Annotated in this window: 11 protein-coding genes; 8 read left to right on the top strand and 3 right to left on the bottom strand. The window is 63.7% G+C overall.

Annotated elements, in window-relative coordinates; translation table 11 throughout:
* The first annotated feature begins 110 nt into the window (after positions 1-110).
* The 3 genes from acnD (at position 111) to prpD (ending at position 5,697) form a co-directional block, all read left to right on the top strand.
* The gene (gene acnD, locus REH59_RS18845) at positions 111-2,699 is read left to right on the top strand and encodes a Fe/S-dependent 2-methylisocitrate dehydratase AcnD (protein ID WP_003250315.1); all 2,589 of its coding nucleotides are present in this window, start codon (positions 111-113) and stop codon (positions 2,697-2,699) included.
* A gap of 151 nt (positions 2,700-2,850) precedes the next feature.
* The gene (prpF, locus tag REH59_RS18840) at positions 2,851-4,041 is read left to right on the top strand and encodes a 2-methylaconitate cis-trans isomerase PrpF (RefSeq protein WP_014861833.1); all 1,191 of its coding nucleotides are present in this window, start codon (positions 2,851-2,853) and stop codon (positions 4,039-4,041) included.
* Positions 4,042-4,212: 171 nt separating this feature from the next.
* A complete protein-coding gene (gene prpD, locus REH59_RS18835; protein WP_014861832.1) occupies positions 4,213-5,697 on the top strand; it encodes a 2-methylcitrate dehydratase in 1,485 nt (494 codons plus the stop codon).
* Between the two features lie 175 nt (positions 5,698-5,872).
* On the opposite strand, the gene acnB is transcribed toward prpD, so the two are convergent.
* On the bottom strand, positions 5,873-8,482 hold the full coding sequence (gene acnB, locus REH59_RS18830; RefSeq protein WP_014861831.1) for a bifunctional aconitate hydratase 2/2-methylisocitrate dehydratase: 2,610 nt from the start codon (positions 8,480-8,482) through the stop codon (positions 5,873-5,875).
* A gap of 405 nt (positions 8,483-8,887) precedes the next feature.
* On the opposite strand from acnB, the gene REH59_RS18825 reads away from it, so the two are divergent.
* Positions 8,888-9,370 carry a DUF1289 domain-containing protein gene (locus REH59_RS18825; protein WP_004576787.1) on the top strand — a complete coding sequence of 161 codons (483 nt, stop codon included), beginning with the start codon at positions 8,888-8,890 and terminating at the stop codon, positions 9,368-9,370.
* Positions 9,371-9,380: 10 nt separating this feature from the next.
* Here the strand turns inward: REH59_RS18825 and queD are convergent, their stop codons facing one another.
* Together queD and REH59_RS18815 are read right to left on the bottom strand one after the other, a co-directional pair.
* Entirely contained in the window at positions 9,381-9,737 is a 357-nt protein-coding gene (gene queD / locus REH59_RS18820; RefSeq protein WP_003250327.1) for a 6-carboxytetrahydropterin synthase QueD, read from the bottom strand.
* 53 nt (positions 9,738-9,790) lie between these two features.
* Positions 9,791-10,870, bottom strand: a complete 1,080-nt coding sequence (locus REH59_RS18815) for a patatin-like phospholipase family protein (RefSeq protein ID WP_004573881.1) — start codon at positions 10,868-10,870, stop codon at positions 9,791-9,793.
* A gap of 219 nt (positions 10,871-11,089) precedes the next feature.
* Here REH59_RS18815 and REH59_RS18810 point away from each other — a divergent pair, with 219 nt between their 5' ends.
* The 4 genes from REH59_RS18810 to REH59_RS18795 are packed head-to-tail and all read left to right on the top strand — an operon-like array spanning position 11,090 to position 13,697.
* Positions 11,090-11,398, top strand: a complete 309-nt coding sequence (locus REH59_RS18810; protein WP_003250340.1) for a PepSY domain-containing protein — start codon at positions 11,090-11,092, stop codon at positions 11,396-11,398.
* Positions 11,398-11,712 (top strand): PepSY domain-containing protein, encoded by a 315-nt coding sequence (locus tag REH59_RS18805; RefSeq protein WP_003250344.1) that lies wholly within the window; start codon positions 11,398-11,400, stop codon positions 11,710-11,712. Before REH59_RS18810 ends, REH59_RS18805 begins: the two co-directional genes overlap by 1 nt.
* Entirely contained in the window at positions 11,713-12,381 is a 669-nt protein-coding gene (locus tag REH59_RS18800) for a response regulator transcription factor (protein ID WP_003250345.1), read from the top strand. It abuts the gene before it with no gap.
* Positions 12,378-13,697 (top strand): sensor histidine kinase, encoded by a 1,320-nt coding sequence (locus REH59_RS18795; protein ID WP_014861827.1) that lies wholly within the window; start codon positions 12,378-12,380, stop codon positions 13,695-13,697. The genes REH59_RS18800 and REH59_RS18795 overlap by 4 nt, the downstream gene beginning before the upstream one ends.
* Positions 13,698-13,841 lie beyond the last annotated feature (144 nt).

The following is a 13,841-nucleotide window of genomic DNA, read 5'->3' as shown; positions in this document are numbered from 1 at the left end:
AATGCGCCGGCCTTGCAACCACTGTGCACCTGCTGACGCATTCGCGGGCACGCCCGCTCCCACAGGTACGGTGAAACCTTCCGAATCCTGTGACCGAGCCTGATTCCATGATGAACACTGCATACCGCAAGCACCTGCCAGGCACCGACCTGGACTACTTCGATGCCCGCGCGGCGGTCGAGGCGATCAAGCCCGGCGCCTACGACGGCTTGCCATACACGTCCCGCGTGCTCGCCGAGAACCTGGTGCGCCGCTGCGACCCTGCTACGCTCGATGCCTCGCTGAGCCAGCTGATCGAGCGCAAGCGCGACCTCGACTTCCCGTGGTTCCCGGCCCGCGTGGTGTGCCATGACATCCTTGGCCAGACTGCGCTGGTGGACCTTGCCGGCCTGCGTGACGCCATTGCCGACAAAGGCGGCGACCCGGCCCAGGTCAACCCGGTGGTGCCGGTGCAACTGATCGTCGACCACTCGCTGGCCGTCGAGTGCGGTGGTTTCGACCCGCAGGCCTTCGAAAAGAACCGCGCCATCGAAGACCGCCGCAACGAAGACCGCTTCCACTTCATCAATTGGACCAAGAAGGCGTTCAAGAACGTCGACGTGATCCAGCCGGGCAACGGCATCATGCACCAGATCAACCTGGAGAAGATGTCGCCGGTGGTCCACAGCGACCGCGGTGTCGCCTACCCGGACACCTGCGTCGGCACCGACAGCCACACGCCGCATGTCGATGCACTGGGTGTGATCGCCATCGGCGTAGGCGGCCTGGAAGCCGAAAACGTGATGCTCGGCCGCGCCTCCTGGATGCGCCTGCCGGAAATCGTCGGCGTCGAGCTGACTGGCAAACTGGCCCCGAACATCACCGCCACCGACCTGGTACTGGCCTTGACCGAATTCCTGCGCAAGCAGAAAGTGGTCGGCGCTTACTTGGAGTTCCATGGCGAGGGTGCTCGCGCCCTGACCTTGGGCGACCGCGCCACCATTTCCAACATGGCCCCGGAATACGGCGCCACGGCGGCGATGTTCGCCATCGACCAGCAGACCATCGACTACCTGCGCCTGACCGGCCGTGAAGAGCAGCAGGTCAAACTGGTGGAAACCTACGCCAAGGCCACCGGCCTGTGGGCTGACAGCCTGGGCGGCGCGGTCTACGAGCGTACCCTGAGCTTCGACCTGTCGAGCGTGGTACGCAACATGGCCGGCCCGTCCAACCCGCATGCCCGCGTCGCCACCAGCGACCTGGCGGCCAAAGGCATCGCCGGCAGCTGGGAAGAAGTGCCGGGGCAGATGCCGGACGGCGCGGTGATCATCGCTGCCATCACCAGTTGCACCAACACCAGCAACCCGCGCAACGTGATTGCCGCAGGCCTGATTGCGCGCAATGCCAACAAGCTGGGGCTGACCCGCAAGCCGTGGGTCAAGTCGTCGCTGGCGCCCGGCTCCAAGGCCGTGCAGCTGTACCTGGAGGAAGCAGGGCTGGAGAAGGAGCTGGAGCAACTGGGCTTTGGCATCGTCGCCTTCGCCTGCACCACCTGCAACGGTATGTCCGGCGCCCTGGACCCGGTGATCCAGCAAGAAATCATCGACCGCGACCTGTACGCCACTGCCGTGTTGTCGGGTAACCGCAACTTCGACGGGCGTATCCACCCGTACGCCAAGCAGGCCTTCCTGGCTTCGCCACCGCTGGTGGTCGCCTACGCCATAGCCGGTACCATCCGCTTCGACATCGAGAAGGATGTACTGGGGGTGGTCGACGGCAAGGAAATCCGCCTCAAGGACATCTGGCCCAGCGACGAAGAAATCGATGCGGTGGTGCGTGCTGCGGTCAAGCCGGAGCAGTTCCGCAAGGTCTACATCCCGATGTTCGCCATCGAGGAAGACCGCGGGCCGAAAGTTGCGCCGCTGTATGATTGGCGCCCGATGAGCACCTACATCCGCCGCCCTCCCTACTGGGAAGGGGCCCTGGCCGGCGAGCGCACCCTGCGCGGCATGCGCCCGCTGGCGGTGCTGCCGGACAACATCACCACCGACCACCTGTCGCCGTCCAACGCGATCATGCTCGACAGCGCCGCCGGTGAATACCTGGCGAAAATGGGCCTGCCGGAAGAAGACTTCAACTCCTACGCCACTCACCGTGGCGACCACCTGACCGCCCAGCGCGCCACCTTCGCCAACCCTAAACTGTTCAACGAAATGGTGCGCAACGACGATGGCAGCGTGAAGCAGGGCTCGCTGGCGCGTATCGAGCCGGAAGGCAAGGTTACCCGCATGTGGGAGGCGATCGAGACCTACATGCAGCGCAAGCAGCCGCTGATCATCGTTGCGGGTGCCGACTACGGCCAGGGTTCGTCGCGCGACTGGGCGGCCAAGGGCGTGCGCCTGGCGGGTGTCGAGGCGATCGTGGCCGAAGGCTTCGAGCGTATTCACCGCACCAACCTGGTAGGCATGGGCGTGCTGCCGCTGGAGTTCAAGCCGGGCACCGACCGCAACACCCTGGGCCTGGATGGCAGCGAAACCTATGACGTGCTGGGTGCGCGTACGCCACGGGCGACCCTGACCCTGGTGGTTACCCGTGCCAATGGCGAGCGCCTGGAGGTACCGGTGACCTGCCGCCTGGACACCGCCGAGGAAGTGTCGATCTACGAAGCGGGCGGGGTGCTGCAGCGCTTTGCCCAGGACTTCCTCGAAGCGACCGCCTGAGCATGAATCGGGGGCCGCTTTGCGGCCCTTTCGCGACACAAGGCCGCTCCCACAAAGGGCGGCGCAGTACCTGTGGGGGCGGCCTTGTGTCGCGAAAGGGCTGCAAGGCAGCCCCAGGGTATTTCACCGGACTATCAGGATGCCCAAGAAAATGGCACATGTACCCCAGATCAAAATCCCCGCCACGTACATCCGCGGCGGCACCAGCAAAGGCGTGTTCTTCCGCCTGCAAGACCTGCCCGAGCAGGCGCAAATTCCAGGCCCCGCTCGCGACGCACTGCTGCTGCGGGTAATCGGCAGCCCCGACCCTTACGGCAAGCAGATCGACGGCATGGGCGGCGCCACGTCCAGTACCAGCAAGACCGTCATCCTGTCGCAAAGCATCAAGCCCGAACACGATGTCGACTACCTGTTTGGCCAGGTCAGCATCGACAAGGCCTTCGTCGACTGGAGTGGCAACTGCGGCAACCTGTCCGCTGCGGTCGGTTCGTTTGCCATCAGCAGTGGGCTGGTCGACCCGGCGCGTATTCCGCGCAACGGTATCGCCACCGTGCGTATCTGGCAGGCAAATATCGGCAAGACCATCATCGCCCACGTCCCGATCACTGAAGGTGAAGTGCAGGAAACCGGCGACTTCGAGCTGGACGGGGTCACGTTCCCGGCCGCCGAGGTGCAACTGGAGTTCCTTGACCCCGCCGCCGACGAAGACGGTGCCGGGGGGGCTATGTTCCCCACCGGCAAGCTGGTCGATGACTTGGAGGTGCCCGGTGTGGGCACCCTGAAGGCGACGTTGATCAATGCCGGCATCCCGACCATTTTCCTCAATGCCGCCGACATTGGTTATAGCGGTACGGAACTGCAGGATGCCATCAACGGTGACCCCCAGGCGCTGCTGCGTTTCGAGACCATTCGTGCCTATGGAGCAGTGCGCATGGGCCTGATCGAAAACGTCGACCAGGCTGCCGGGCGTCAGCACACGCCGAAAGTCGCTTTCGTCGCGCCGCCGAGCACCTACACTGCGTCCAGTGGCAAGACGGTGCAGGCGGGCGACATCGATCTGCTGGTGCGGGCGTTGTCGATGGGTAAGCTGCACCATGCCATGATGGGAACGGCGGCGGTGGCAATCGGCACCGCAGCGGCCATTCCGGGTACGCTGGTCAACCTTGCTGCTGGTGGGGGTGAGCGCAGTGCCGTACGGTTCGGCCACCCCTCGGGCACCTTGCGGGTTGGGGCCCAGGCGCGCCAGGTGGAGGGTGAGTGGACGGTAACCAAGGCAATCATGAGCCGTAGTGCTCGCGTGCTGATGGAGGGCTGGGTTCGCGTGCCTGGCGATAGCTTCTAACGCACCACTGGCGCTCGGCTTTAGTTCGTTGGGGCCGCTGTGCGGCCCTTCGCGGGCTTGCCCGCTCCCACAGGGTAACCACTGGTTCTGAATGCTGTGGTCAATCTGTGGGAGCGGGCAAGCCCGCGAAGGGCTGCACAGCAGCCCCGGCAATTCTGAAGGGAGCTGGATATGAGCGCCAACGTAGACCTCAATGACCGCCCGGACTACGACCGGGTGCTACAAACCCTGGCCGATTACGCCATCGGCTACCGGGTCGAATCCCTCGAGGCCCTGGACACCGCGCGCAACTGCCTGATGGACACCCTCGGTTGCGGCCTTCTCGCCTTGCGCTTCCCTGAGTGCACCAAGCTCCTTGGTCCTCAGGTGGAAGGCACGCTGGTCCCGAATGGTGCTCGCGTCCCCGGCACCTCCTATCGCCTCGACCCGGTCAAGGCTGCCTGGGACATTGGCTGCACGGTGCGCTGGCTGGACTACAACGACACCTGGCTGGCCGCCGAATGGGCTCATCCCTCGGACAACCTTGGCGGCATCCTGGCAGTGGCTGACCACCTGTCACAAAAACGGGTTGCCGCGGGTGAACAGCCGCTGCTGATGCGTGATGTGCTGGAGGCCATGGTCATGGCGCATGAGATCCAGGGCGTGCTGGCGCTGGAAAACGCCTTCAACCGCGTCGGCCTCGATCACGTGATTTTGGTGAAGGTCGCCTCGACCGCCGTATGTGCCAGGCTGATGGGGGCCAATCGTGAGCAGATGCTCTCGGCCTTGTCCCACGCCTTCGTCGACGGCCAGGCCCTTCGAACCTATCGCCACGCGCCCAACGCCGGTTCGCGCAAATCCTGGGCTGCGGGTGATGCCTCCAGCCGAGGTGTGCGCCTGGCCGACATCGCCTTGCGCGGGGAGATGGGCGTGCCGGGCGTGCTCACGGCGACGCAGTGGGGGTTCTACGATGTTTCGTTCAGCCACACCAACAAAGATCTGGCGCTCAAGCCCGCCGGGCAGTACGAGCTGCGCCTGCCCCAGGCGTTGGGCAGCTATGTGATGGAGAACGTGCTGTTCAAGGTCAGTTTCCCTGCCGAGTTCCATGCGCAGACCGCCTGTGAGGCAGCAGTAGCCCTGCATCCACTTGTGCGTAATCGTCTGCATGAAGTCGACCGCATCGTCATCACCACCCAGGAATCAGCGATCCGCATCATCTCCAAGAGCGGCCCACTGGCCAATGCCGCCGACCGTGACCACTGTCTGCAGTACATGGTGGCCGTGCCGCTGATCTTTGGTCATCTGGTGGCGGAGCATTATGAGGACGCCTTCCATGCCAACCACCCCAGTATCGACCGCCTGCGCGAGAAGATGGAGGTGGTGGAAGACCCGCGCTTCAGTCGCGAGTACCTGGAGCCGGACAAGCGTTCGATCGCCAACGCGCTGCAGGTGTTCTTCAAGGATGGCAGCAGCACCGAGCAAGTGGTGGTGGAATATCCGATCGGGCATCGTCGGCGGCGGGGGGAGGGGATACCGTTGCTGGAGGCCAAGTTCAGGGCCAACCTGGCGACCCGCTTTGCCCGGCAGCGGTGCCAGCAGGTTTTCGAACTGTGCAAGGACCCGCAGAAGCTGGAAGGCACGGCTGTGCACAGGTTCGTGGACTTGTTTGTGATATGAGGTGGCCTGTGCCGGCCGTTTCGCGGCTAAAGCCGCTCCTACAAGGGCATGCGCAGGTCTCGAACACCGTGGGGGCCCTGTAAGAGCGGCTTTAGCCGCGAAGCGGTCGGCACAGGCCAAAACAACAAAGCCCCGGCATCGCTGCCGGGGCTTTGTTTACAACGTGTAACTCAGCTTACGCCTGAACCACCGGGATCTTGGCGTTGGCTGCCGCTTCGCGGAACTCGGCGATCTGGTCGAAGCTCAGGTAGCGGTAAACGTCGGCAGCCATGCTGTCGATGTCTTTCGCGTACTGCATGTACTCTTCGACGGTCGGCAGTTTGCCGATGATCGAAGCGACAGCGGCCAGCTCGGCCGATGCCAGGTACACGTTGGTCGCGTCGCCCAGACGGTTCGGGAAGTTACGGGTCGAGGTGGAGACCACGGTCGAACCGGTCTGCACACGTGCCTGGTTGCCCATGCACAGCGAGCAGCCTGGCATTTCCATGCGTGCACCGGCCTTGCCGTAGATGCCGTAGTAGCCTTCTTCGGTCAGCTGGTGAGCGTCCATCTTGGTTGGCGGAGCCAGCCACAGACGGGTCGGAATGCCACCCTTGACCTTCTCCAGCAGCTTGCCGGCAGCGCGGAAGTGACCGATGTTGGTCATGCACGAACCGATGAACACTTCGTCGATCTTCTCGCCTTGTACCGAGGACAGCAGGCGGGCATCGTCCGGGTCGTTCGGCGCGCAGAGCACAGGCTCCTTGACGTCGGCCAGGTCGATTTCGATGATTTCGGCGTATTCGGCATCGGCGTCTGCCGACAGCAGCTCAGGCTTGGCCAGCCAGGCTTCCATGGCCTGGGCACGGCGCTCCAGGGTGCGGGCATCGCCGTAGCCTTCGCCGATCATCCAGCGCAGCAGGGTGATGTTGGACTGCAGGTACTCGGCGATGGCCTTTTCCGGCAGCTTGATGGTGCAACCGGCAGCGGAACGCTCGGCCGAGGCGTCGGACAGCTCGAAGGCTTGCTCGACGGTCAGTTCGTCCAGGCCTTCGATTTCCAGGATGCGGCCGGAGAAGGCGTTTTTCTTGCCTTTCTTCTCGACGGTCAGCAGGCCCTTCTGGATGGCGTAGTAAGGGATGGCATGAACCAGGTCACGCAGGGTGATGCCTGGCTGCAGTTTGCCCTTGAAGCGCACCAGGATCGATTCTGGCATGTCCAGCGGCATGACGCCGGTGGCGGCAGCGAAGGCCACCAGGCCGGAACCGGCCGGGAACGAGATGCCGATCGGGAAGCGGGTGTGCGAGTCGCCACCGGTACCTACGGTGTCAGGCATCAGCATGCGGTTCAGCCAGCTGTGGATGATGCCGTCGCCCGGGCGCAGCGACACGCCGCCACGGGTGCGGATGAAGTCTGGCAGGGTGTGGTGGGTGGTGACGTCGATCGGCTTCGGATAGGCCGCGGTGTGGCAGAACGACTGCATGACCAGGTCAGCAGAGAAGCCCAGGCATGCCAGGTCTTTCAGCTCGTCGCGCGTCATCGGGCCCGTGGTGTCCTGGGAGCCGACGGTGGTCATTTTTGGCTCGCAGTAGGCGCCTGGGCGCACGCCCTGGCCTTCTGGCAGGCCACAGGCACGGCCGACCATTTTCTGCGCCAGGGTGAAGCCCTTGCCGGAATCGGCAGGCTGCTCTGGTTTCTTGAACAGGTCGGAAGCACCCAGGCCCAGCTCGGCGCGGGCTTTTTCGGTCAGGCCGCGGCCGACGATCAGCGGGATACGGCCGCCAGCGCGGACTTCATCCAGCAGCACTTCGGTTTTCAGCTCGAAGGTGGTGACCAGCTCGTCGCTGTCGTGACGGCGTACTTCACCTTTGTATGGGTAAACGTCGATGACGTCGCCCATGCCCAGGTTGGTGCAGTCGAATTCGATCGGCAGGGCGCCGGCGTCTTCCATGGTGTTGTAGAAGATCGGGGCGATCTTGGTGCCGAAGCAGAAGCCACCGGCACGCTTGTTCGGCACGTACGGGATGTCGTCGCCGAAGAACCACAGTACCGAGTTGGTAGCGGATTTACGCGAGGAACCGGTACCGACCACGTCGCCGACATAGGCAACCGGGAAGCCCTTGGCCTTGACGGCTTCGATCTGGGCCAGCGGGCCGACCGAACCAGGCTGCTGCGGCTCGATGCCGTCGCGGGCCATTTTCAGCATGGCCAGGGCGTGCAGCGGAATGTCAGGGCGCGACCAGGCGTCCGGGGCAGGCGACAGGTCGTCGGTGTTGGTTTCGCCAGGCACCTTGAACACGGTCAGGGTGTACTTCTCGGCGATGGCCGGGCGCGAGGTGAACCACTCGCCGGCAGCCCAGGATTCCAGGACGGCCTTGGCGTGCTTGTTGCCGGCCTTGGCTTTTTCGGCCACGTCGTGGAAGGCATCGAACATCAGCAGGGTGTGCTTGAGCTGTTCGGCCGCGACGGCGCCCAGTTCGGCGTCATCCAGCAGTGCGACCAGCGTTTCGATGTTGTAGCCGCCCTGCATGGTGCCCAGCAGTTCGGTGGCGTGCTTGCGGTCGATCAGTGGCGACTTGGTTTCGCCCTTGGCAACGGCGGAGAGGAAAGCGGCCTTGACGTAGGCAGCTTCGTCGACCCCTGGCGGTACGCGGTTGGTGATCAGGTCTACGAGGAAGGCTTCTTCGCCGGCCGGCGGGTTTTTCAGCAGCTCGACCAGGCCTGCAGTTTGTTCGGCGTTCAGCGGCTGGGGAACGATACCCAGGGCGGCGCGCTCTTCGATGTGTTTGCGGTAGGCTTCAAGCACAGTTATTTCCCTCATCAGTGGTCCCTAAAGGGGGTCCGGGACGCTTATCCAGCATTCAATGCACCCATGCGCTGCCGCGGCTTTGTGGGCCGCCCAACCAGGGTCGCAAGGAATCCTTACAGAAGCTGCTTTCAAAGTTTTACGCCTGCAGAACGGGGACTGATGAGGGCTGGCGCGGGCATGCGAGGGATGCATGGCCCGGGCCAACGCCGTTCTACCGGATCAACTGTGCTCGTGACGCTTTGAAAACAGCTTCCAACGGACATTGTTGCCTTTGAAAAGGCCGGGTGATTCTACGGTAAAAAAAGCCTGAAGGTAAGGCGGTGTTCGTGACTTTAACGAGTGACCCTGGTTAGACAAAGGGCTAACATGGGCCTGTGTTCCATCGCCAAGCTGTTGTTTTTCATGTCCAACAAGTCCATCAAAACCCCTTGCGTCGGCCTGTGCTCCACGGTGTACGGAGACACGGTGTGCCGTGGCTGCAAGCGTTTTCACCATGAAGTGATCAACTGGAACGGCTACGACGACACGCAGAAGCGTGCCGTGTGGTTGCGCCTTGAGCAGCTGCTGGTGCAGGTGATGATGGCCAAGCTTGAGGTGTTCGACAAAGGCCTGCTGCGCCAGCAACTGGAGCAGCGCTCCATCCGCTTTGTCGAGCAGCAGTCGGCGTATTGCTGGGCTTACCAGCTGATTGCCCGCGGGGCGCGGATGATCCGTGATCTGGAGGCCTATGGCATGGCGTTGCTGCCGGAGTTCCGTGACTGGGAACTGCCCCAATTGCGCGATGCGATCGATCGCGAGTTCTTCCTGCTTTCAGAGGCGCACTACCAGCGCTACATCGCCCCCAGCTTCCTGCGCGATGCCATGGGCAGCGCGCAGGGCCAGTGAGCCGGGCGAATCAGTCGCCGGTGTATTCGCAACCGCTGGTGCAGGTTTCGTGGATGCGCACCTTGGACAGCTCCGGCATCAGCGGCTTGACCTGGTCCCAGATCCACTTGGCGATCACTTCGCTGGTGGGGTTTTCCAGGCCGGGGATGTCGTTCAGGTAGTTGTGGTCCAGCTGATCATAGATCGGCTTGAAGATTGCCTTGACCTCGGCGAAGTCGCGGATCCAGCCCGTGTGCGGGTCGAGCGGGCCGGTCAGGTGCAGGCCGACCTTGAACGAGTGGCCATGCAAACGGCCGCATTTGTGCCCTTCAGGGACGTGGGGCAGGCGGTGGGCCGATTCGAATGTGAATTCCTTGAAAATTTCCACGCTGTCATAACTCTGTGTGAATCAATAATGCGCGCAGTCTACCAGCATGGCCGCTACAAGGCTTGCAGGCGTTCATGCAGCCGCCCGGTGGCGGTCAGTTCCAGCAGTTCATCACCCAGGCGCTGGCTTTCGGCAATGGCCTTGTACCAATAGCGCTTGCGCCCTGGCGCATCGCCCATGAAGCGCTTGAAGTCGTTGCGGTCGGGCAGTTTGCCGTAGGGCAGGGCGGCCAGGTATTGCGGCGAAGGCGTCATCAGCAGCACGTTTTGCAGGCGGGTGGCATCGCCCTTGCGCCAGGGCAGGGCCTTGTCGAACCAGCCGGGTACGACCTTGTCGGTGAAGTGCGGGTACAGCACCAGGTCGTCGCCGCGGTAGGGCAGGTCGAGGTGATAGTCGAGCAGGCCGCCGTCGCGGTAGGTGCCGGCGCCGGCACCGGGGATGTCTTTCACGCCCTGCATGACCATCGGTATCGACCCGGAAGCAAGCAGGGCGTGGCGCAGGTTGGTCAAGTCCAGCGGCAGGTAGCGTGAGGGGAAGTCGGTCAGCGTGTCGAGCGGCGGCGCGGCGCGCCCATCGTGCAGAATGATGCGCTCGAAGTGGCGGGCCAGGCGCGAACGGCCCAGGAGGTTACTGGCAACCACCGAGCCCAGCCCCAGGCCCAGGCGGCCGCGATGGTCGTGCGCGAGCTGGCCATGGCTTTTCACCACCAGAATGTTCAGGCGGTAGTGTGGGTTGGCCAGCAGCTGGCCGTCGCGGCCTTCCAGCAGGTCATCGAGCATGCGTTGGCAGCTGCGGCTGATTTCGGCCGGGGTGACGCCCTTGGCGAAATCCTGCTCGGTGTATAGCTCGCCCAGGCGACGGATGCCGGCGACCGGGTCGTCGAGGCAGGCGCTGGCAAAGCGCCAGGCACCGATCGAAGCACCGATCAGGGCACGTTGACGGGGTGCCGAGGGTAGCCACTCGCCGAACAGCGCCAGGTCAAGGCCCTGGATGCCCAGCGGCTTCGGCCCACCCGCCGCGCCCGGCAATACCCCGACATCGGCCGCCTGCAGGCCGCGCTCGCGGATGTGTCGCAAGGCACGCTGGCCGGCCTTGAAGGTGAGGGCGGGGTATTTGATGTGGATGGCGCTCATGGCGGGTCTCTTGGGCTAAAACCAGCCGTTACAGATAACACACCTGTAGGTGCCTGTATTGGCCCTTTCGCAGCACAAGGCCGCACCTTGCACGGGGCCGGGTCGGGTTGGCGGCGTAACTGCGCTATCATGCCGCCAGCTGTTTTCAGGTTGAATTAAGGACCGCTGGTTAATCTTAACCCCGTAGACAACTTGCACAGTTCTCAGGAGAGAAGAACGATGAAAACCATGACTGCCCTGATCACCGCCGCTGCCCTCGCCCTGGGCGCCAATGCCGCCTTCGCCAAGGACGTTCAGCCTGACGAAGTGGTCAAACTGGTCAACGCCAAGACCATCAAGTCGCTGGACGAGCTCAAGGCCGCTGCCGTGGCCAAGCACCCAGGCGCCACCGTCACTGACTCGGAGCTTGAAGACGAGTACGGCCGCTACATCTACAAGGTCGAACTGCGTGATACGCAGAACGTCGAATGGGACGTCGACATGGATGCCAAGACCGGTGAGGTACTCAAGGACGCACGAGACAACTGATGATCCATGTATCCCGGACGGCACGTTACCTGGCGCTCTCGCTGCTTGCCGTCTGCTCCTTGGCTGTTGCCCGCGACCTGGACCAGGATGAAGCCCTGAAGCTCCGTCAGAAGGGCATCATCCTGCCGCTCGAGCAACTGCTCGAGACCGCCCTGGGGCGTCACCCCGGGGCGCGTCTGCTGGAAGCCGAGCTGGAAGAAGACGATGATCGCTACGAATATGAAGTCGAGTTGCTGACGACTGAAGGTGTGGTACGCGAGATCAAGCTCGATGCCAGCACCGGCGCCCTGCTCAAAGACGAGGAAGATGACTGAATGCGCCTGTTGCTTGTCGAGGACAACGTACCGTTGGCCGATGAACTGACCGCCGGCCTGCAGCGCCAGGGCTATGCCGTGGACTGGCTGGCTGATGGCCGTGACGCGGTTTACCAGGGGCAAAGCGAGCCTTACGACCTGATCATCCTGGACCTCGGCCTGCCTGGCTTGCCTGGCCTGGACGTGCTGGCCCAGTGGCGCGCCGCTGGCCTGGCCACACCGGTATTGATCCTCACCGCCCGCGGCTCCTGGGCCGAGCGCATCGAAGGGCTGAAGGCCGGGGCTGACGATTACCTGAGCAAGCCCTTCCACCCCGAGGAGCTGCAACTGCGCATCCAGGCGTTGCTGCGCCGTGCCCGTGGCCTGGCCAATCAGCCGAAGCTGGAAGCGGCCGGTCTGCACCTTGACGAAAGCCGTCAGTGCGTGAGCCGCGAGGGTGTGGACGTACAACTGACTGCCGCCGAGTTCCGCCTGCTGCGCTATTTCATGCTGCACCCGCAGCAGATCCTGTCCAAAAGCCACCTGGCCGAGCACCTCTACGACGGTGAAACCGAGCGCGACTCGAACGTGCTGGAGGTCCACGTCAACCATTTGCGCCGCAAGCTGGGCCGCAGTGTGATCGAAACCCGTCGCGGGCAAGGCTACATCTATGCCGGGAGCGGCGAGTGAAGTCGATCCAGGCGCGCCTGAGCCTGGGCCTGGTGGCGGTATTGGTGGTGGTCGGCGTGGTGCTGGCGCAACTGACCTTGTGGCTGTTCGAGGCCGGCCTGCAACGTTATCTGGAAAACGGCCTGCGCAACGAAAGCGAGAACCTTCTGGTGGCATTGGTGCGCGGGCCTTCGGGCCTGCAGCTGGATGAGCGGCGCATCTCGGCGGCCTATCAGCGGCCGTTTTCCGGTTACTACTTCCGCATCGATTTCGACCAGGGTACCTGGAGGTCTCGTTCGCTGTGGGACCTGGACATGCCCAAGCCCGCAGCGCCCGGGCTTTCCGATAGCCATGAGCTCGGCCCGGAAGGCCAGCAACTGCTGGCCCTGCGTGCCGACTACCGGCGCCTGGGCCAGGACATTTCGATCAGTGTGGCTCAGGACTATTCACCGGTGCGCGAAGGTTTCCGACGCTTGCAGCAGATCGGCCTGGGCATGGGCCTGGTGGCGCTGATCCTGATTCTGGTGCTGCAGCGCATCACGGTTACCCGCTCGCTGCGGCCGCTGGAGCGGGCGCGCCAGCAGATCGCCCAACTGCAGCAGGGGCAGCGCTCGCAGCTGGATGCCGAAGTGCCCAGCGAGTTGGTACCGCTGGTGGGGCAGATCAACCATTTGCTTAGCCATACCGAAGACAGCCTGCGCCGTTCACGCAATGCCCTCGGTAACCTCGGCCATGCGCTGAAGACGCCGCTGGCGGTGCTGCTGAGCCTGGCCTCCAGTGAACGCTTGCAGGGTCTGCCGGAGGTACGGGCGCAAATGCGTGAGCAGTTGCAGCAGATTCAGGAACGCCTGGCGCGCGAGCTGAACCGTGCGCGCCTGGCAGGGGATGCGCTGCCGGGCGCGCAGTTCGATTGTGATGCCGAACTGCCGGGGTTGCTCGGGACCTTGGGCATGATTCATGGCGAGGGCCTGCTGCTGGCAAGTGATGTGTCGCCCGGGCTGTTGTTGCCCTGGGACCGCGAGGACGTTCTGGAACTGTTGGGTAATCTGCTGGACAACGCCTGCAAGTGGGCAGACAGCGAAGTGCGCGTGGGTATCGCGCCGAACGCCGAGGGCTACCGGCTGTGGGTTGATGACGATGGCCCGGGTATTGCGCAAGACCAGCGGCAGCAGGTGCTGGAGCGTGGTTCGCGGCTGGACGAACAGGTGGCTGGGCATGGGCTGGGGTTGGGCATCGTGCGCGATATCGTTGATGCCTGGGGAGGGCGCCTGGCCTTGCTGGAGAGCCCGCTGGGCGGCCTGCGGGTGAGCATCGACCTGCCGCGCAAGGCTCGTTAATGCCGGGGCCGCTGTGCGGCCCATCGCGACACAAGGCCGCACACAGGTGTACGCAATCCCCTGTGGGGCCTTGTGTCGCGAAAGGGCGCGCAGTGCCCCTTTGGCCCTATCAGTACTGCAAAAAAATTGCAGTACAGCCGCAGT

It is taken from the genome of Pseudomonas sp. BO3-4 (genome assembly GCF_034044115.1).
GTDB lineage: Bacteria > Pseudomonadota > Gammaproteobacteria > Pseudomonadales > Pseudomonadaceae > Aquipseudomonas > Aquipseudomonas alloputida.
The sequence above is the reverse complement of the archived record's forward strand: the minus strand, read 5'-3'. Positions and strand labels throughout refer to the sequence as shown.